At 64.1% G+C, this 18,146-nt stretch carries 19 protein-coding genes; 12 read left to right on the forward strand and 7 right to left on the reverse strand.

The features are described from left to right. Positions 1 to 78 precede the first annotated feature (78 nt). The 4 genes from J2X98_RS15470 (at position 79) to J2X98_RS15485 (ending at position 4,814) form a co-directional block, all read left to right on the forward strand. On the forward strand, positions 79 to 1,371 hold the full coding sequence (locus J2X98_RS15470; RefSeq protein ID WP_307309834.1) for an ABC transporter substrate-binding protein: 1,293 nt from the start codon (positions 79 to 81) through the stop codon (positions 1,369 to 1,371). A gap of 68 nt (positions 1,372 to 1,439) precedes the next feature. Continuing rightward, entirely contained in the window at positions 1,440 to 2,411 is a 972-nt protein-coding gene (locus J2X98_RS15475) for a carbohydrate ABC transporter permease (protein ID WP_307309836.1), read from the forward strand. Position 2,412: 1 nt separating this feature from the next. Then, positions 2,413 to 3,291 (forward strand): carbohydrate ABC transporter permease, encoded by an 879-nt coding sequence (locus J2X98_RS15480; RefSeq protein WP_307309839.1) that lies wholly within the window; start codon positions 2,413 to 2,415, stop codon positions 3,289 to 3,291. A 2-nt stretch (positions 3,292 to 3,293) separates the two neighbouring features. Beyond that, on the forward strand, positions 3,294 to 4,814 hold the full coding sequence (locus J2X98_RS15485; protein ID WP_307309842.1) for a glycoside hydrolase family 32 protein: 1,521 nt from the start codon (positions 3,294 to 3,296) through the stop codon (positions 4,812 to 4,814). A gap of 433 nt (positions 4,815 to 5,247) precedes the next feature. Here J2X98_RS15485 and J2X98_RS15490 read toward each other — a convergent pair whose 3' ends face one another. Further along, positions 5,248 to 5,394: a lmo0937 family membrane protein gene (locus J2X98_RS15490; RefSeq protein WP_110543403.1), complete on the reverse strand. Its 147-nt coding sequence runs from the start codon at positions 5,392 to 5,394 to the stop codon at positions 5,248 to 5,250. A 70-nt stretch (positions 5,395 to 5,464) separates the two neighbouring features. After that, a complete protein-coding gene (locus tag J2X98_RS15495; RefSeq protein WP_307309848.1) occupies positions 5,465 to 5,776 on the reverse strand; it encodes a DUF805 domain-containing protein in 312 nt (103 codons plus the stop codon). Between the two features lie 59 nt (positions 5,777 to 5,835). Here J2X98_RS15495 and J2X98_RS15500 point away from each other — a divergent pair, with 59 nt between their 5' ends. Further along, a complete protein-coding gene (locus J2X98_RS15500) occupies positions 5,836 to 7,311 on the forward strand; it encodes an aromatic amino acid ammonia-lyase (protein WP_307309851.1) in 1,476 nt (491 codons plus the stop codon). A gap of 761 nt (positions 7,312 to 8,072) precedes the next feature. Here the strand turns inward: J2X98_RS15500 and J2X98_RS15510 are convergent. The 4 genes from J2X98_RS15510 to J2X98_RS15525 form a co-directional block, all read right to left on the reverse strand. Beyond that, positions 8,073 to 9,557 carry an MGDG synthase family glycosyltransferase gene (locus tag J2X98_RS15510; RefSeq protein ID WP_307309854.1) on the reverse strand — a complete coding sequence of 495 codons (1,485 nt, stop codon included), beginning with the start codon at positions 9,555 to 9,557 and terminating at the stop codon, positions 8,073 to 8,075. Between the two features lie 1,226 nt (positions 9,558 to 10,783). After that, positions 10,784 to 11,323, reverse strand: coding sequence for a DUF1003 domain-containing protein (locus tag J2X98_RS15515; protein ID WP_307309856.1), 540 nt, complete (start codon positions 11,321 to 11,323; stop codon positions 10,784 to 10,786). Between the two features lie 70 nt (positions 11,324 to 11,393). Continuing rightward, positions 11,394 to 11,726: a hypothetical protein gene (locus J2X98_RS15520; RefSeq protein WP_307309859.1), complete on the reverse strand. Its 333-nt coding sequence runs from the start codon at positions 11,724 to 11,726 to the stop codon at positions 11,394 to 11,396. Positions 11,727 to 12,238: 512 nt separating this feature from the next. Next, positions 12,239 to 12,670 carry a hypothetical protein gene (locus J2X98_RS15525; protein ID WP_307309861.1) on the reverse strand — a complete coding sequence of 144 codons (432 nt, stop codon included), beginning with the start codon at positions 12,668 to 12,670 and terminating at the stop codon, positions 12,239 to 12,241. A 119-nt stretch (positions 12,671 to 12,789) separates the two neighbouring features. On the opposite strand from J2X98_RS15525, the gene J2X98_RS15530 reads away from it, so the two are divergent. The 4 genes from J2X98_RS15530 (at position 12,790) to J2X98_RS15545 (ending at position 15,752) form a co-directional block, all read left to right on the forward strand. Then, complete coding sequence (locus tag J2X98_RS15530) at positions 12,790 to 12,993, forward strand: hypothetical protein (protein ID WP_307309863.1); 204 nt, start codon at positions 12,790 to 12,792, stop codon at positions 12,991 to 12,993. An 842-nt stretch (positions 12,994 to 13,835) separates the two neighbouring features. Next, positions 13,836 to 14,594: a DUF4386 family protein gene (locus tag J2X98_RS15535; RefSeq protein WP_307309867.1), complete on the forward strand. Its 759-nt coding sequence runs from the start codon at positions 13,836 to 13,838 to the stop codon at positions 14,592 to 14,594. Continuing rightward, positions 14,591 to 15,034: an SRPBCC family protein gene (locus tag J2X98_RS15540; protein WP_307309870.1), complete on the forward strand. Its 444-nt coding sequence runs from the start codon at positions 14,591 to 14,593 to the stop codon at positions 15,032 to 15,034. The genes J2X98_RS15535 and J2X98_RS15540 overlap by 4 nt, the downstream gene beginning before the upstream one ends. 67 nt (positions 15,035 to 15,101) lie before the next feature. Further along, positions 15,102 to 15,752, forward strand: a complete 651-nt coding sequence (locus tag J2X98_RS15545) for a hypothetical protein (RefSeq protein WP_307309872.1) — start codon at positions 15,102 to 15,104, stop codon at positions 15,750 to 15,752. A 294-nt stretch (positions 15,753 to 16,046) separates the two neighbouring features. On the opposite strand, the gene J2X98_RS15550 is transcribed toward J2X98_RS15545, so the two are convergent. Then, on the reverse strand, positions 16,047 to 16,211 hold the full coding sequence (locus tag J2X98_RS15550; RefSeq protein ID WP_307309874.1) for a hypothetical protein: 165 nt from the start codon (positions 16,209 to 16,211) through the stop codon (positions 16,047 to 16,049). Positions 16,212 to 16,356: 145 nt separating this feature from the next. Between J2X98_RS15550 and J2X98_RS15555 the strand changes: the two genes are divergently transcribed. From J2X98_RS15555 to J2X98_RS15565, 3 genes are all read left to right on the forward strand, one after another. After that, positions 16,357 to 16,749, forward strand: coding sequence for a nuclear transport factor 2 family protein (locus tag J2X98_RS15555; protein ID WP_307309877.1), 393 nt, complete (start codon positions 16,357 to 16,359; stop codon positions 16,747 to 16,749). Between the two features lie 93 nt (positions 16,750 to 16,842). Continuing rightward, positions 16,843 to 17,016: a CsbD family protein gene (locus J2X98_RS15560; protein ID WP_307309882.1), complete on the forward strand. Its 174-nt coding sequence runs from the start codon at positions 16,843 to 16,845 to the stop codon at positions 17,014 to 17,016. Between the two features lie 374 nt (positions 17,017 to 17,390). Then, positions 17,391 to 18,035: a haloacid dehalogenase type II gene (locus J2X98_RS15565; protein WP_307309884.1), complete on the forward strand. Its 645-nt coding sequence runs from the start codon at positions 17,391 to 17,393 to the stop codon at positions 18,033 to 18,035. Positions 18,036 to 18,146: the final 111 nt, after the last annotated feature.

Raw genomic sequence — 18,146 nt, forward strand, 5'->3', positions numbered from 1 at the left:
GAACGCAGCCGTTGCAGCGGCCGCGTTCCCGGCAGGACCCGAATCAATCCCCTCTGTCCAAAAAAGAAAGACCGACCCATGAACAAGATGCTCACCAAGGTCCTGGCGACCAGCATAGCTGCCGTCACCCTCACTGCCGCCCTCGCCGGCTGCGGCAAGGGCAGCGCTTCCTCCCCCGCAGAAGGATCCAACGAAATTGCACTGTGGACCCACAACGCGGGCAACCCGGACGAACTCGCCGCGGTCCAGAAAATCGTCGACTCCTACAACGCCAGCCAGGACAAGGTGAAGATCAAGGTCCAGGCTTTCCCCCAGGACTCCTACAACGATTCCGTGGTCTCCGCGGCCGCGGCCGGGAAGCTGCCGTGCATCGTTGACATTGACGGCCCCAACGTCCCCAACTGGGCCTGGGCGGGATATCTGAAGCCCCTCGAACTGGACACAGACCTTTCCAAGCAGCTCCCCAGCACCGTCGCCAAATGGGATGGAAAGGCCTATGCGGTTGGCTATTACGACGTCGCCCTGGCCATGATGGCCCGGGCCTCGGACTTGAAGGCTGCCGGGGTCCGTGTTGCCACCATCGAACAGCCCTGGACCAAAGAAGAGTTCCAGGATGCCCTCACCAAACTCAAGGCGCTGGGCAAGTGGGATTACCCTCTGGACCTGGGAACTGCCGGGACAGGCGAATGGCTTCCATACGCCTACTCGCCCTTCCTGCAGTCCTTCGGCGGCGACCTGGTGAACAGGGACGGCTTCCAGAGCGCCGAGGGCAAGCTGAACGGCGACAAGGCGGTGGAGTGGGCCAACTGGTTCCATGGCCTGGCCGACCAGGGCTTCATGGCAAAGAAGAGCGGGAAGGACTCCACCCAGGATTTCCTGAACAACAAGAGCGCGATCATCTACACCGGATCATGGGCTGCGGACAAGGCCAAGGCCGCCATCGGGGAGGATCTGGTGGTCATGCCACCTGTGGATCTCGGCACGGGCCCCAAGATCGGCGGCGCATCGTGGCAATGGGGCGTTACCAGCGCCTGCGGCAACTCGGAGGCGGCCATGGACTACCTGTCGTATTCACTGAAACCGGAGAACGTCGCTGCCGTGGCCAAGGCCACCGGCGCCATTCCGGCGACTGAGGAGGCAGCTGCCCAGATCCCGGCGTTCGCCCAGGGCGGCGCCGACCGGATCTTCATGGACTTTTCCCGGAAGTATGCGGTCATGCGTCCCGAAACGCCGGCGTATCCCTTCATCGCCACTGAATTCGGCAAGGCCACCCAGGACATCCTGAACGGCGCCGAGCCCAAGTCCACCCTGGACAAGGCGGTGAAGGCCATCGACGCCAACATCAAGTCCAACGGCGGCTACAAGAAATAGCCGGAGCCGCAGAGGCCTGCTGCGTCGCACGCGGCAGGCCTCCCGCGCCCGATCAACGGAAGATTCCCATGGCAACTGTTCCCCTCCCCACCCGTCCCCGTGTCCCCGACACCTCGAAAGCCGCCCCGCCGCCGTCGTACGCCAAAGGCAACGCACGGCGCCGCCCCGGCTTCCGCCGCGAGCAATTCAGCGGCTGGGGCATGATCGCCCCGGCAGCAGTGCTGCTGCTGGCTTTCGTCTTCATCCCAGCCATCCTCGGCTTCGGCCTCGCCTTCACGAATGCCCGGCTCATCTCACCGCGTCCCATTGAATTTGTGGGAACGGACAACTTCTCCCGGCTCTTTACTGACCCCACCTTCTACCGGGCACTGCTCAACGTCGCCTATTTCACCGTGGTCATCGTTCCGGTGCAGTCGGGCCTGGCCCTGGTGATGGCACTGCTGATCAACAAGAAATTCCGTGGCGTGAACTTCTTCCGTACGGTGTACTTCCTGCCGGTGGTCACCTCCATGGTGGTGGTCTCACTGCTCTGGCTGTTCATGTATCGCAAGGATGGCCTGATCAATGAAATCCTCTCCAATGTCAGCTTCGGCCTGATCCACGGCCCGGACTGGCTGGGTGAGCCCAATACCGCGATGCCCGCCATCATCATTCTGTCCATCTGGCAGGCGGCGGGCTTCCACATGATCATCTGGCTGGCGGGTCTGCAGGGCATTTCGGGCGAGCTGTACGAGGCGTCGCAGCTGGACGGCACCAGCCGCTGGCAGCAGTTCCGGTACGTCACCTGGCCCGGGCTCTTCCACACCCGCAGCCTGGTTCTCGTCACCATCACCATCCAGGCCCTGGGCCTGTTCGACCAGATCAGCGTCATGACACAGGGCGGGCCGATGGATTCCACCACCACCATCGTTTATGAGGCCGTCCGGTCCGGCTACCGGCAGCAGGAGACTTCCTACGCCTCCGCCATCTCGCTGGTGTTCTTTGTCCTTGTACTGATCGTCTCCGCGGTGCAGCGCCACCTCACCCGGGAGAAAGACTGACATGAAAAACCAACTGCTCCTCAAGAACGCCGGCACCATGCTGGTGCGCGTCCTCTTCGCCGTCGTCGCGGCGTTTCCCATCGTCTTCATGCTGGTGTCCTCGCTGAAGCCGGACCAGCAGATCTTCGGCGACATGTCCTCGTTTGCGGCGTTCCTGCCGGTAGGGAACATCTCGTTCGATAACTATGCCGCCGTCTTCGACCGCGTCCCGGCCGCCCGCTTCCTGCTCAACTCCGTGGGTGTCTCCACCGTCACCGTCATCCTGGGGATCTTCGTCAACAGCCTCTGCGCCTTCGCCCTGTCCCGCATGCAGGTCCGCGGCAAAAAAATTGTATTCACGGCGATCCTGGCCACCCTGATTGTGCCGTTCCAGACCCTGGCCCTGCCACTGGTGTGGTGGGTCAACCAGCTCCCCTACTTCGAGCTGAACGGCTTCAGCCTCGAAATCTCAAAGGGCTGGCTGGACACCTACCAGGTGCAGATTGTCCCCTTCATCGCCAATGCCTTCTCCATTTACCTTTACCACCAGTACTTCGAATCCATCCCCAAGGAACTGGACGAGGCCGCACGCATCGACGGTGCCGGCTGGTTCAAGATCTACCGCCGGGTGGTTATGCCGCTGGCTGGCCCGGCAACGGCCACCGTGGCCATCCTGACCTTCCTGCCGGCCTGGAACTCATACCTGTGGCCGCTCATGGTGATCCAGTCCGAGGAGCTGCGGCCCGTGATGATCGGCATCCAGTACTTCTTCCAGCTGAACGTTTCCTGGGGCGAGGTGATGGCCTACGCTTCGCTCATCACTGTTCCGGTGGTGGTGCTGTTCATCGCCTTCCAGCGTTCCTTCGTCAACAGCATCGCCTCCAGCGGCGTGAAGGGCTGAGCGTGAATTCACTGACGACGGCGGCCGGTGACGCCGCAGTTTCCTGCGCGGAGCAGTTCCGGCCTGCGTACCACTACACCGCCGAACGGAACTGGCTCAACGATCCCAACGGTCTCGTGTACCTGAACGGCACCTACCACCTCTTCTACCAGCACAACCCTTTAAGCGCGGACTGGGGCAACATGTCGTGGGGCCACGCAACCTCACCGGACCTGATCCACTGGGAAGAGCAGCCGGTGGCCATACCGTACGACGACGACGAAGCCATCTTCTCCGGCTCAGCCGTGTTCGATCAGCACAACTCCAGCGGGCTCGGGACGGCGGCGGATCCGCCGCTGGTGGCGATCTATACCAGCGCGTACCAAGGAGCATCGCCGCTGGCGGGCCGCCAGGCGCAGTCCCTCGCCTACAGCCTGGACGAAGGCAGGACCTGGACGAAATACCACGGCAATCCCGTCCTGGACCGCGCGTCCGCGGACTTCCGCGACCCGAAAGTCTTTTGGTACGACGGCGAAGCCGGCAGTTACTGGGTCATGGTCGCCGTCGAGGCGGTGCACCGCCAAGTCGTGCTCTACAAGTCAGCAGATCTCAAGGCCTGGGAGTTCCTGAGCACTTTTGGCCCCGCCAACGCCACGGGCGGTGTCTGGGAGTGCCCGGACCTGTTCGAGCTGCCCGTGGACGGCAATCGGCGGGACAGCCGCTGGGTCCTCATCGTCAACATCAACCCCGGCGGGGTCGCCGGCGGCTCGGCAGGTCAGTACTTCCTGGGAACGTTCGACGGCGTGGCGTTCCGGTCCGAAACGACGGTCACCGAGGGCCTCCAGCAGGACGACGGTCGGATGCGTGAGTACAACTGGCTGGACTGGGGACGGGACTACTACGCCGCAGTGTCCTTCAACAACGTACCTGACGGCCGGCGGATCATGATCGGCTGGATGAACAACTGGGACTACGCCCACCAAACGCCCACCGGGAGCTGGCGGAGTGGCATGTCGTTGCCGCGGGAAGTTTCGCTGACCCGTGTGGAGGGGAAGGTGGTGCTCCGGCAGGAGGCCATCGACCCTTTTGGCAGCCCGGAAGTGCCGGGCCTTCGGCTCGGCGCACAGGCACTGGAACCAGGGACGATGGAGCTTCCGACATCGGCCTCCGTGGCGCGGATCGACGCCGAGTTCGAGCCGGGTGGCGCCAAGAGTGTTGGGCTGATACTTCGCGCCGGGGCCGCTGGGCGCACTATTCTGCGCTACGACGTAACGGAAGGTATTCTGCGGCTGGACCGGCGGAACTCGGGGGACGTACGTTTCCATGACGCCTTCCCTTCCGCGGAATCCGTCGCCGTGCCACAGAAGGAAGGCCGCCTGCGACTGCGGATCTACCTTGACCGCTGTTCCGTAGAGGTGTTCGCCCAGGACGGGCTCGCCACCATGACGGACCTGGTGTTCCCCCCAGCGGCGGCCACGGCGCTGGCGGTCTTCGTTGAAGGTGACGGTGCGCAGCTCGTGGCGCTCGACGTCGTCGTCCGCTAGAGGACCCCGTCTCGGACGTTCCTGGCTAACGCGGATCGGCCGAGATCTCGAAAGTTCTGTGCCACGTTCTTAATTGCCGGTTGATGTAGCCAGTCCTGCAGGCGTCTGTCCTGTCATGCTTGAATGCACCGGATCCGCAGCACGTGAATCTAGCAGAACGATCATCTCAGGCCACCCGGGCGGGTTGGAGACGGCAATGAAGAGCGGTGTGTTGCCGAAGGCGTTGGTTTGGTCGATCGTGGCGCCATGGTTGAGCAGCGTGGCTCCCGCCGTCAACGGCGCGGCGCAGTCATGGAGAACCCGGAAGGGCGAAACAGTCACCGTTCGCCAGGCTGCTCCATCGCCGACCAGAAGAGCAAACGCAAAAAAGAGGGGAAGGCTGGAATGGCCTTCCCCTCTTTTTGTCCCGCAGGTTTCGCGTCGGACGTTGCGGTCAGACGCGTGACCTGCCGCGGACGAAGTGGATGATCAGGACGATCACGGCCACTACCAGGAGGATGTGAATGAGTCCGCCCCCGATGTTGGCCAACAGGCCGAGCAGCCAGAGAACGGCGATAATGATGGCTATCCAAAGCAACATGAATATCTCCTTCGTTCACTCTGCGGATGGAATACTGCTCCCCGTCCGCTGTCCATATGGTGCGCTCAGCCTACGACACGTCACGGCTGTACCGCCGGACCCTGACGGTTTCTCCTGTCGGCCAAGCCGTGGGTTGGTCGTACTGCTGGCCTCGAGGGTCCGGTCCCAGGAGGCTGAACACCAGCAGGATGATCACCGCCAGGATTCCACCGATCATCGTGCCCGGACCGGCAGTGGATCCGTAGGCGGTGTAGCGGACGCCGGACCGGACAATGATGTTCAGGACGATGCCCACCAGGGTGGACACCAGGAACCACCACCAGTATTCGCTGCGGCTGGCGCGGCCGGAGAACGTCGCGTACTTCGTGAAGAACCGCTTCACGGGTCTCCTCTTGCCCGGTGTGGCCCGCGGGGCCACACTAATTGACGGGAGGCTACCCCATGGAACCAGTAACCATCAGCGATCTGCCAATGACGCAGGAGGATCTCGTCTCGGTAGCCCACGGCAGGCCGCTGGTGCTTAGCGAGCCGGCCAAGTCACGGATTGCCGCGAGCCGGGCATTGTTAGATGAGGCTCTAACCAGCGGAGACGCGATCTACGGGCTCAGCACCCGAGTCGGCCACGGCAAGGACACCAGGGTTCCACAAGAAGAGCTTGAACAGCTGCAGCAGTTCCTGGTTGCGAGCCACGGCGGCGCGGTCGGGCCGCTGCTGGACCGGACAGTGGTCCGGGCCGCGATGGCCGTCCGCGTCTGCGGCATGGCCCGGGGCGGTTCCGGTGCAAGCCCGGCCGCAGCGGACACGCTGCTGGCCATGTTGAATGCCGGGGTACACCCGGTCTTGCACAGCACAGGGTCGGTCGGGGCTGCCGACATCAGCCAAATGGCTGGCATTGCGCAGGTGGCTGTGGGGACGGGCACGGCTGAATTCCGAGGCGAGGTTCTCCCAGGCGCGGAGGCTTTGCAGCGGGCTGGGATCGAGCCTCTCCGGCTTCAAGGCCGGGATGGGCTGGCCTTGATTTCGGCCAACGGCGTCTCGATCGGCCATGGCGCCCTGGTCTTGGCCAGGGCGGCGAGGACAGCCCTCGCAGCGGACCAGGCCGTCGTCCTGTCCATTGAAGCCACCCATGGGAACCCCTCGGGATTCTCGGCGCCCGCGGCGGCGGCCAAGCCGTATCCGGGGCAGGTCGCGGCAGCGGGCCATCTGCATGAACTGATGAAAGGCTCCCAACTCCTGGCCCGGGACGGCCCGCGGTCCGTTCAGGATGCTCTCTCCTTCCGGGTGGTTCCGCAGGTCCACGGGGCCTTCCGGGAGTTTATCGCCGTAGCCCGGCGCGCGGTGGATACCGAACTGAACTCCGCAAGCGACAATCCTCTGGTCGACGTCGAATCCGGCTCGGTGCTGAGCAACGGCAACTTCCATCCGATGGTGCTGGCCGTTGCATTCGACGCTCTGCGCGTCGCCATGGTCCATGTGGGGCAGTTGAGCGAACGCCGCATGAGCCATTTGTGGAATGCTGTGATGGCGGCGGGAGAGCCAGGGCCTCCGCCCGGGAACCGTAGGCCGGAGGCGGCCCCGGGGATACAGCTTCGCTACGCCGGGTCAGCCTGTTACACCGAACTCCGGCTCCTGGCAGCACCCGCCACCTTGGACTCGACCGTCTTGGATGTCGGTGTCGAGGACCATGCAACAGGTGCCATGCTCAGCGTCCGGACCACCGAGCATGCATTAGGCCTCCTCGAGGATCTACTGGCCATCGAGATTCTGCTCGCCGCCGATTTGTCAGCCCTCTCGCCCCCGGGAACGCTCGGTGCAGGGGCCTCAGCACTGCTCAGGCTCACCGCGGAGGCAGCGACCGACGCAGGATCGGCCGCGGACGTCCACCGGAATCTTCGCGAACGCTTTCCCGGAAACTAGGAGAACCGCCCCGCGGTGTCCCTCTACTTTCGGCCAGACGAGCTTACAGGCCGATGTGCTCAACATTCGTTCACGGGCAGCCATAGAGCAGATAGGTGGCCAGCCCGAAGGTGTGCTCAGACATGTCCAACGACGGGCTGACGACAGATGGCGTGACACGGCCATCTACTCCATACTGCGAGAGGAATGGCCCCATGCGCGCAGTCGCTTTGATCAGCGCTTATCTGTTTATTTTTGGGGACCGAATTCGGCCATGCGAGGCTGGGCGCGATCCTTTGGCAGGGAACTTGGAGCACGGCACCGTCCGAGAGGGTCGTATCTTCCAGCGAACGGCACTTGGAGCATCGATCAGAAGCAAGTAATTGCCCGGTAGGGGATCCCCGTTACATCTATTCCGTCCCAAAGGCCGGGGATTGGTCGCTGAACCCGGTATGACTTTCTTGCCCTGTCATTGGATGATCCGAGGGTGTTGTCGCCGGGTTCGGAGGCACGCGGTGACTGCTAGTAGGGACACGGCCGGCTTCTTCCGATGCGGCCAGGTCTCTTTGTAACGTGGGTGCCAGCACCGGGTGTCGTGACTGCGGCCAGACAGTGGTGCAAAGGAGCGCCGGCTGGACGAACGATACGAGGTCTACTGCGGGCTCGATGTCGGCAAATCCGAGCATCACGCCGCGGCATTGAGCGCAGTCGGGGAACAGCTCTTCGATAAGCCATTGCCGCAGGACGAGGCGCGGCTGCGCGAGCCGGCCCCACTGAGGTCGTTAGGGGTCGTGTACCGCCGGTCCCGCAGGGAGGATGCGAGGGGGTGGCGACGGACGCTCGACACGGACGGGCAGAGCGTCGTCCCCCCGAAGAATGGCGCGGAGCAGCCGCCGCTCCTCCCCCCTGAGCGACATAAGCGCGCCGCCGCCCCGCAGCACCAGATCCCCGTTCGGGGTGGCGTACCGTTTCTGCAGATCTCCCAGCTCCTCGGCTCGCAGCAGCGCGACCGTGCTGGACCCAGCCAAGTCGACCACGCGGACCAGCGATGAGGGTCCCGTCAGATCACTCGCAACGACGCGCCGCTCGCTCTCGGTGAGGATTGTCTTCTGCGCTGCGCGTGTCACGACCAGGGGACGGGACGGCCCGTCCAGCAGTCCGGTCAGCACGTCCGCCGCAGCGTTAGGGCGGCCCGTTCCGCGCGCGGCCGCCTGCATCCGCTGCAGGCGGCCCGGCTCCCGCAGCAGCTCGTCGATCTTCCAGCCGATCGTCGCGGGAGTGTTGCAGCGGACCGCCGCCCCCTGCTCTATCAGGTAGTCGCCATTGCGAACCTCCTGCCCCGGGATGGGGTTCACCAGCACCATGGGCAACCCTGCAGCCATGCACTCCGACGCCGACAGCCCGCCCGGCTTGCCCACAAACAGATCGGCGCGGCTGAGCAGCTGCGGCATCTCCGCCGTCAAGCCGAGCACCCGGTAGCGGTCGCCAGCGGGCGCGACAAGCTGCTCGATACGCTGCCGCAGCGCACTGTTGCGTCCGCACAAGACGGTGGCCGTGAAGGACGAGCGCATGTGCAGCGTCTGCCGCACGACCGAGACGGCATAGTCGTCGCCAGTCGCGCCCGCCGAGATCAGCAGCATCGGGGGCTCATTCGTATAGCGCGCAGGCGATACGTTCAGCTGCGCAGCGATAGGAATGCCCGTGACCGCGACGCGGTCCGGTGGCAAACCCAGCGCCATCAGTTCCACCCTCCCCTCCTCCCTGGCCAGGAAGAGAGCGTGGAACGCGCCCGTAAGCCATAGCCCCTGGAAGTCGTAGTCCGTCGTAACGACGGCGGTCCTCGCGTCAATCACGCCGCGAAGGAGCAGTGACGCCAGCAGTTGGGCTGGCAGGAAGTGCGTGCACACTATCGCGGTCGGTCGGAATCGCTTGATCGCATCGATCACCGGAAGTGCGTTCACCCGTGTCCAGGGGTCTATCGGGCCCCGGCGCCGGAACGGACGGTCGTTGACGTCGTAGCCCCACTCGACCAGCCAGGGCAAGTCCTCGACCAGGACGAAGTAACCCTTGCCCAGCAGTGTGCGGTAGAGCACACTGCTCACCTGCAGCACGTCCAGCACCTGCACCTCATCGATGTCGGCGCGCGCGGAACAGGCCTGTTGCAACGCCGCCGCGGCGCTGTTATGCCCCGCTCCTACCCCTGCTGAAAGGATAAGTACGCGCTCCCTCCCGGCGGCGTCGGGGCCTCGTGCCGACGTTCTGCGCATGAAGAGAGTCTAGCGGCCGTGTCACCACAGCCTGACCGTTAACTTGTTTCAATAAGCATGCGAATGGATTAATCGTCCCGCGTTTTTGCCACTATCTTCCGTGAGAAAGATAGCAATTATGCACAAGCAGTTCCCGCCCGAAGTCCCTGACCCTGCAGTCGCATGATGATGGACCGGTTGTCCGAATACCCATCGGTTTACGCTGCTTGAAGGGCGCTGGCGCCGAAGCTCGGAGTCGGCCCTGCATCGCTGTGCGCCTGGGCCGGACAAGCAGTGAGGAGCTGAAGGAAGCCAAGCAGCTGCGGGCTGAGGTGGGGGACTTGGAAGGTCCAACGAGATTCTCAAACAGGCCTCGATTTTCTTCAGATGATCTTAGGTTCGGCCCTTCCCCGGAAGCAGCTCCCGACTGTGACGACGCGACTTGCCGGCCGGGACTGCCGGCTGGGTAGGAATTTCCTTTCCGGGTCCGCGGGCGAGACCCACACGGGCATTGAACTGGTCCCCAAAAGTCGGACTCGTAGATGTGCGAGGTCCACTTTAGCGGTTAGCGGTTGGCTCCTTAAGAAGGCTCCATCCCAAGTTGGGACGGAGCCTTCTTTGCGTAGGAGCATGGCCGTCATCTACAGCCGCGGCCGGTAGCCATGATGGTTGGCATTACGGCGTGATCTTCAGTCTGCCTTTGATCGGGCGGTCCGTTTCTTGTCGCCGTTCCGATCACCGACGCTGACGGGACCTGGCCGGACGAAGCGGTAAGGGGCCCCTTCCATCGCCGACGTCACAGACGAGTGCCCCGATTCGGCCTCACCATGGCCGGCGAATGTGAGGATAAACGACGCCGCTGACGGCGTCGTCAGGATCACGATGCGGCCGGGAACGCCCTTCACCACTAATGACGGGATCTCAGTCGGGCCCGGTTCCTGGCGCTGACAGGTGGTAACGGGGCGGGCATCCTCCTGCAGATCGTCGGTGTTAAGTCAGTGGGCCGGTACGCCGTCCGATTTTTCAGTGAGGCGGTCACCGTCACCGCTTTTGCCATCCTGGGCAGCAGTGAAGTCGACCGTGTCATCGCCCACAGGTCGCCGAGGCTTACCCGCACCTGGCTGTCCCACCCGGTACTTCTCCGATGAACAAGAAGCCATCGTCTGGCTCTCCATGAGGGTGGCCCGGAACGATCGGTGATTTGGCTCGGGATGCCCCTTGTTCGCCCTGCGGTCGACGGCCGCCGCTTATGGCTTGGCAGGGTCCTCCGGGGTCGCCTGGTCGGCGGACACGCTCTCGCTGGACGATGCCATCCCGTCTTTCAGGATCCGCGCGTGAATCTGGCGTGTGAGTTCATGGACCGCACGCGTGAGATCGGTGTTTTCTACGAGCAGCTGTTCCTGGGCGGTGTAGTCGTGATCGGCTTTCGCCTGTTGGAAGGCCGCTTGGCGGTTTTGCCCGATCATCACGAATGTTGAGAGGAAGATTGCTTCAAGCGAGACGATCAGGGTCAATGTCGGCCATGGACTCTGTTCGAAAACGAGCATCCACACAGCGAACAGCGCAACGTGCAAATAGACGAAATTCATCGACCCGGCGAACGAGGTGATGGCGTCGGCGACCCGCAGCTGAAGGCTTGCCGCCCTGTGCTCCGCCTCCGCCAGGACCGATGGGTGACGATTCGACCGTTCTCCTTGAGCGAGCAACCGCACCGGCCTCAGATACGAGTGGGCACGTGTCTGCGGTGTTGCCGTGCTGGACGGCCGGTCTCCGGTCTTTTCTGTCATGTGCGCACTCCCCTGACTCACAGCGAGCACCCCTCGCCTTTGAGAGCGAGCATAACGCCCCCCGTCCCCGTCAGGCGGCGGCGACCTCCATGGCGAGCCGGGCTGCAGCGCGGGCACCCAGCAGGTTGGAGGGACGGGTGATGAAGTCTTCGGGGCCGAAGGTGTTCGGTGACGTTAATACGAGCTCCAGCTGGATCGCGTCCCCAGAGAGGGAGGCCACGAGGATGATTGGTGAGCGACCGGCTGCCGTTGTGAAGCCCACGCGGACCGTAGGTCGACGAGGGAGCCGCCAGTACCTGGACAGCCGGTTCACCGGAGCGTGCGCCAGGATCTTCTTCTGGCCGGTCAGCAATGGCAACCCGTCCTTGAACGTGGCCACGTCCGTGGCCTCACAGCCGCTCAAGGTGTCGAGATTGGTGTTCCAGACGTAGGCGCGTGCCAGGTCGGAGCCGAACCGGTGCTTGTCCTGGGCGTAGGCGAGCCCGTCAAAGGAGCGACGAAGCGGGCCCTCGCCTCGTCAATGATGTCTGCTTCCAGGGATTGGAGCTGGCCGGCCGTCATGGCTTGTCCTGGAACGGCGTCACGGTCGCAATGAGCGATTTCGGGACAAGGAGGGGACAGCGGCTTTAATGCGCCGGTTCACCCGCCTACCGCGGCGCCCAGGTGAACGGTGTCAGCTGAGAAGCTGTCGCGATCCTGGCACCAAGACCGCGTCGAAGGTGCTGACCACGGTCGCGGAGCTGGACTCGAGAGGCGTCCAGGGCTCTGTGCCTTGTCCGGGACAACGGCCCGCCTTCTACGGCCGTACCTAGGACGGTCAGAACGAGTGGGCAGCGACAACTTCTACAAGTCAGCCGAGCTGCTCACCCACATCGCCAATCCCGGCACCGGGCCGGCGTTCACGCTGACCACCGGCTAGGCCTGGGCACGTCCGGATAGACCGCGGGCCCTGGACTTTCGGAGTGACAGCGCCAGGGTGACGACCAGCAAAGGCAGCACCGTGGCGTGATAGGCCACGTCAGCAGGCTGCCCGCCGCTGACCGTAAAGCCGAGCCCGACGAGGAAGCCCACGATAGCGAAACCGGTTGCCCCTACCGCTGCTGTCCGCCCGCGCGCCGGACTGCGCATAACCAGCACGGCGCCGGCAAGGAGGACCACACCAATGACTGCTTCGGCGATCCCCGCAGCCCCCGGGTTATAGGGCCTGGCCCCGCCGGCGATGACACCGGAGAGGTGCAGTCCCGAGATCACCGCCAAAGACAGGGCCTCGAGGAGCATCAGGGACGCGACGGCGCGGCGCATACGATCCGAGGAAAATCCCCGCCCCGAGTTCTTGATGGTTGCCATACCAACCACGCTAATCAACAGCGGCACGTCCCGCATCATCCCGGGGTGGTATCCGGGGTTACTCCCCGAGCAGTACTGCTCCACCCCAAAGAGACCGCACAGTCTCACCGCACACATGGGTGCAGGACCGAAATCGCAACGACAGCAAACACCAAGCCTCCCAGATCGAACTGGCGAACCTGTCAACGAACAGCGTCCACAAGACCATCGACTCCGCCCCCCACGAAGCACTCATCATCAGCCCTGACGCCGCAGCAAACACAATCCAGGCCGTCCAAGACGTCGTCACCGCCGCGCGGACCGGCGCGCCCTTGTCCCGCTGAATCCAAATAGAGAATGCTGCTGATCTCCGCGCCACCGGATGACTACGGCGCAAGGGGTGATGTGACCGGCGCAGCAACGCCATCTACTAAGGCTGGACCATGTACATAGGTGCATGCCCCCGTCGGCATAGCCAGCTCTACTAAGAGTTCACTGTCGCCGAATGACTTTCCGGCCCCTAGCCGAAGTTCGCGTGACCGGCGTCGTCTGTCGGGCACTGTCGAGACATCCACGGCCCTGCCCCCAGTCGGCGCTGGTTACTTGCCCTGCGCCGTGAGAGCAGCTCAGTAATTCCGGGCGCACTCCTCTGCCTGTAGTAGTTCACGGAAGATCATGGACGCCTACCACCTTGAGGCGACCCCCAAGCAGACCTACGCATCCTGACTAACGCGACAAATAGCGTCGCAAAAAGACCGCCATTTATCGCCGTGAGTCACACGTGCGGAACAGGGATCAGGGCAGCCGTCCCACTACCTTCAGTTCGTGAGACGCCGCCGAAGGAGAGCGGCCTGTACTGTTGTCATTTTCAGAAGTCGTCTGGACGAGTGCCAAAGCCGTCTTCACAGGTCGGCCCGTTCATCCACAGGCTGTCCTGTATCTAGCGTCCCAAGGCACCGAGGTTTCGAGACCAGGACCTTGAATAAGTCGGCCTGCCGCCGGGGGATCCCTTACAAGGCACTCCGCGAATCATTGCGTTGGTGCGCGTCGGGCCGTGCCGAGACAGTCCACGCGCGCGGCCGGCACTCAGTGCTGACCTTTCTCCTCTCCGAACACGGATCTCCTTCCCTCGATGAGGGGACTTCCGACCCAAGGTCGACGGCCGCCTTGCCCCTAGCATCGAGGTATGTCAGAGCTGTCATGGCCCAAGGGCCCAGCGTGGTCCTCCCTCTACCGGATCGGCGGTATCGCCGGGCTCATGGTCGTCATCTTCGGTGTGGCGGCCCTCGCCCTCTATGCAGTGAATCCACCGCCGGTGTCCGGCGGTGAGGCGACGCTGCGGTTCATCGCGGACCACAAGGGGTCCTACATCGCTCAGCAGCTCCTCTGGCTCGTGCCGTCCCTTTTCGCGCTCATCGTGTTCGTCGCCCTGCTCATCGCGCTCCTCCCGGCCAGCCCCAGCCTCGCGGTCCTCGGGTTCGCAGTCGGCGGAGCTTCCTGGACCGCGCTCCTGGCCGTGCCGGTGACGAGCGAGGGAACCCTGTCGCTCGTCTACCTCAGCGACCAGTACGTTGGCGCAGCGGACCCCTCGGCGAGGTCTGGCTTCGTCGCGGCCGCAGAGGCCTTCGTGGCGGAGAACAACACGGTTTCGCTCGCGGGGGTGCTCACCCCATTGGGGATCTTCCTGATCTCGCTGCCCATGGTCCGCGGCGCACTCCCACACTGGACCGGCTGGCTCGGGATCGTAACGGGCTCCCTTGGACTCCTCAGCGAAGCCCTGCGCTTCACCGCCCCAGCCCTCTATGCCGTGTACGGGCCGCTGTTGTGGGCGTGGTTCGCAGTTGTCGGCGTCTCGCTCCTGCGGCTTCCCGCCCGCAGCGAGGTCCCGGCCCTCTCGATCCCCCGGCGCCCCCAGGGGAGCTCGAGAGCACGGAGAACGGCATGACAAGGATCAATGGCTCGATCCTCATCCGGCGCCCGGTCGAGCAGGTCTTCGACTTCGTCGCAGACGAGCGCAACGAGCCCGTGTACAACCCGCAGATGCGCAGCGTCGAAAAGACCACCCCGGGACCGATCGGGATCGGCACCCTGTGGCACGTCGTGATGGCATCCGGGAAGCGAATCACCCCGTTTGAGCTGGAGGTCACCGAGTACGTACGCCCGAGCCGCCTCGGATCCATCACCCGCATGAGCAGCGCAGACATCGATGGAGCCCTCACTTTCGTCCCCGAGGCCAGCGGAACCTTGATGAGCTGGTCCTGGGACCTCCGGCCCAAGGGAATGCTGAAGCTCGCGGCCCCCATTTTCGCCTCAATCGGACGCAGGCAGGAGCAACGGAACTGGTCCAGCCTCAAGACACACCTTGAAGACCGCAGGGAGCCATGACCCCCTTGACGAGGGTTTCGAAGATGCGGGAGGAACGTCCAAGATGCCTGGACGAAGGGATCTCCCAATGAGCGCGACGCCGGCGCAACCGCCCGCACCGGGCGCTGGAGGTGCGGCTGGGCCGGTGCTGCTCCTGGACCAGTTCCTGCCGGAATACGATCTCTCCATCGTGCACGCCGACGTCTTCCGGGCACCTCCTGCCGAGTGCTACGAGGCTGCCCTCGAGATGGACCTCTTCCAGGCCCCGCTGGCCCGGGTTCTGCTCGGCCTGCGAGCCTTGCCTCAGCGTGTGGCAGGGACCCTGAGGGGACGCGGGAAGGGGACCGTCCCCGCGGCATCCTGGGATACGTTCCGGCTCAAGGACATGGTCGGTCTGGGCTGGATCCTGCTCGGCGAATCCCCAGGGGCCGAGGTGGTCCTGGGCCAGGTAAGTCGGCCTTGGAAATCGGTCGCTGCCTCCGCCGATGCACCGACCACCCCCACGCAGTTCACCGGCTTCGGCCAGGCGGGTTACGCCAAGATCGCCGCCGGTCTGAGGGTCGATCCCTACGGGGCGGGCTCCTCGATTCTGACGGTTGAAACGCGGGTGGCCATCACGGACGAGACGAGCCTCCGTCGGTTCCGCCGTTACTGGGCACTCACCGGCCCGTTCAGCTCGGTCATCCGTCGAATGGCGCTGCGCCAACTCGCCGACGAACTCCGACGACCCGGCCGGTAAGACCACCGCGGAGCACAATCGTGGGATAGGGTCATGACCCCATCTGGGAAGCCACAACAAGTCCGGGCCTGTGGGGCCTGTGGGCACTTCTGGTGCCGCTGATGGTGGCCCAGGCCCACCTTCCTTGTATGCCTGCCGGGACGGCTATTAGGCGAACGAGGTGTGCGAAGTGCAGAGCGAGCTTCCGACACCCGGGTCTCCTCGTGCGGACTTATCGACCAGGGACGTGCTGGGCAAACACCGGCTGCACTGATAAATGGACGCCGTTCTCCGTTAGCACTAGCCTTCCAACCATCAGAGGGCCTCTTCCTCATCCACGAAGTACCTGACGGGGCAATGAGGCCAGACGAGCCCGCGAAGGCCGTGGGCGATGACTTTGTCGACGGCCGTGCTGCCGTGGAGGGCGAAGGCCGTCACGTGGGTTGCCTCACTGTAGAACGTGACAGCTTCCCTGCTCACTGAGGGCCTTCGACTGCCAATCCCCCATTGTGGTGACTGGGGTCATGGGGGGTGCAGGAAGGGGGCGCGTCCCCCTATACGCCGGCAGTACCCGGCCCTACTCTTTCCCCGCAAGAACCCAACAACACGGACGGAGGGGTTCGACATGGGAGCACAGGAAGACGTCGCACTGGTGAGGCGCGGGTATGAAGCGTTCAGCGCGGGCGACATGGACGCGCTCAGGGAGCTGTTCACCGAGGATGCCGTCTGGCATACCGGCGGAACCGGTGGCCTTTCAGGACAGAAGAAGGGTGTCGGGGAGATCCTGGCGTATTTCGGTGAGCTGTTCTCACGGTCCCAGGGGACACTCAAGCTCACTCTGGACGATGTTGCCGCGGGCGACAGGTACACGATCGGGGTGCAGTCGGGCCATGCGGAGCGCCACGGGAAGTCGCTGGACCAGCGGACTGTCATCGTATTCACCATCTCCGGCGGCAAGGTGTCGGAAGCCCTGGAGATGGCGGAGGACACGGCCCAGGCATCCGACTTCTGGTCCTGAAAGGAAGGCCACCTACTTGCGCATCCAATCCTAAGCATGCTTACTATGGGTGCAGCCGAATGCGAACGGCTACCAACCAGAGGAGGAAACACCATGGGATTGGGCGACAAGATTCAGAACGCCGCCGAGAAAGCCGGCGGCAAGGGCAAGGAAGCGGCCGGCAGCGCCACTGGCGATGAAAGCCTGAAGGCCGAAGGCCAGGCTGACCAGGCCAAGGGCGACGTGAAGCAGGCCGGCGAAAAGGTCAAGGACGCCTTCAAGGACTGACAGGCATACCGGGCAGGGCGCGCTCAGCGAACGGGGCGCGCCTTTTCCGTGCCCGGGCCCGGGAAACTTCGCCCCTGATGGCTCGGAGTTTCCCCCGGGCCACCCGGGACACGGTCCCATGCTTTGGCCATGCACCCCTTTGTGGCATTCACCCTGGTGTTCCTTGCCGGGTTTGCATGGTTGGGCACCGTTCTGACTCTGCTGATTTCCCTGGCGAAGGCCCGACCGCGAGTGGGGGCGCAAACTGACCCGGGTGCTGGTGGCACCGCAGCGGATGCGCGCCTCCGGGATTTGACTTCCCCGGGTAGCTCTGTGTTTCCCGGAATCACGTCAGGCCAGCACGGCTGATTCGTCCTTCTATGCAAGGAGAAACCATGACCCCCGCCCGCTCAGTCATTGTCTTTGACGTGAACGAAACATTGTCCGATATGTCCCCTATGGGGGAGCGCTTCCGCGAAGTCGGGGCACCCACCGAGATGGCGAAGCTCTGGTTCGCGACTCTCCTGCGTGACGGCTTCGCGCTGGCCACCAGCGGAGACAACGGTTCGTTTGCCGCCATCGGTGCCGGTGTGCTCCGGGGGCTGTTGAGTGGGGTGGAGCTCGACCGGCCCCTTGACGCGGCTGTCGACCACGTTATGGGCGGCATGAAAGACCTGGGAGTGCATCCGGATGTGCCGGAGGGGATCCGAGCCCTCAGGACCGCAGGGTTCCGGCTGGTGACGCTCAGCAACGGCTCAGCCCAGATCGCCGGGAAGCTGTTCAGCGATGCCGGGATCAGGGATGAATTTGAGTCACTGCTGTCGGTCGAAGTCGCGCCCGCGTGGAAGCCTGCACGCGGCTCCTACGAATACGCGGCCGCCAGTACCGGTACCGATCCGGGCAGCATGCTGCTCGTGGCCGTTCACCCGTGGGACATCCACGGCGCCGCCCGCGCCGGGCTCCGAACCGCCTGGCTGAACAGGACCGCAGGCAGCTACCCCCCTATTTTGAGGCTCCGGACGTCACCATTTCCACCCTGACCGAACTCGCACCGGCCCTGACAGCAGACGCCTAAACACGGCCCACCACCAGCAGGAAGACCAGACGTGCCGGGAATTTAATGCCGCGCCGTGGTCTTGCCGCTAATACGG

Origin of the sequence: Pseudarthrobacter enclensis (genome assembly GCF_030811655.1) — a bacterium.
Lineage (GTDB): Bacteria > Actinomycetota > Actinomycetes > Actinomycetales > Micrococcaceae > Arthrobacter > Arthrobacter enclensis_A.

Excerpts from the sequence above, each read along its gene's own strand:
- J2X98_RS15540 (WP_307309870.1), top strand. The coding sequence starts at position 14,591 with ATGACAAGGATCAATGGCTCGATCCTCATCCGGCGCCCGGTCGAGCAG.
- J2X98_RS15475 (WP_307309836.1), top strand. The coding sequence starts at position 1,440 with ATGGCAACTGTTCCCCTCCCCACCCGTCCCCGTGTCCCCGACACCTCG.
- J2X98_RS15490 (WP_110543403.1), bottom strand. The coding sequence starts at position 5,394 with ATGTTGCTTTGGATAGCCATCATTATCGCCGTTCTCTGGCTGCTCGGC.
- J2X98_RS15480 (WP_307309839.1), top strand. The coding sequence starts at position 2,413 with ATGAAAAACCAACTGCTCCTCAAGAACGCCGGCACCATGCTGGTGCGC.
- J2X98_RS15515 (WP_307309856.1), bottom strand. The coding sequence starts at position 11,323 with ATGACAGAAAAGACCGGAGACCGGCCGTCCAGCACGGCAACACCGCAG.
- J2X98_RS15535 (WP_307309867.1), top strand. The coding sequence starts at position 13,836 with ATGTCAGAGCTGTCATGGCCCAAGGGCCCAGCGTGGTCCTCCCTCTAC.
- J2X98_RS15560 (WP_307309882.1), top strand. The coding sequence starts at position 16,843 with ATGGGATTGGGCGACAAGATTCAGAACGCCGCCGAGAAAGCCGGCGGC.
- J2X98_RS15555 (WP_307309877.1), top strand. The coding sequence starts at position 16,357 with ATGGGAGCACAGGAAGACGTCGCACTGGTGAGGCGCGGGTATGAAGCG.
- J2X98_RS15525 (WP_307309861.1), bottom strand. The coding sequence starts at position 12,670 with ATGGCAACCATCAAGAACTCGGGGCGGGGATTTTCCTCGGATCGTATG.
- J2X98_RS15510 (WP_307309854.1), bottom strand. The coding sequence starts at position 9,557 with ATGCGCAGAACGTCGGCACGAGGCCCCGACGCCGCCGGGAGGGAGCGC.
- J2X98_RS15500 (WP_307309851.1), top strand. The coding sequence starts at position 5,836 with ATGGAACCAGTAACCATCAGCGATCTGCCAATGACGCAGGAGGATCTC.
- J2X98_RS15470 (WP_307309834.1), top strand. The coding sequence starts at position 79 with ATGAACAAGATGCTCACCAAGGTCCTGGCGACCAGCATAGCTGCCGTC.
- J2X98_RS15545 (WP_307309872.1), top strand. The coding sequence starts at position 15,102 with ATGAGCGCGACGCCGGCGCAACCGCCCGCACCGGGCGCTGGAGGTGCG.
- J2X98_RS15565 (WP_307309884.1), top strand. The coding sequence starts at position 17,391 with ATGACCCCCGCCCGCTCAGTCATTGTCTTTGACGTGAACGAAACATTG.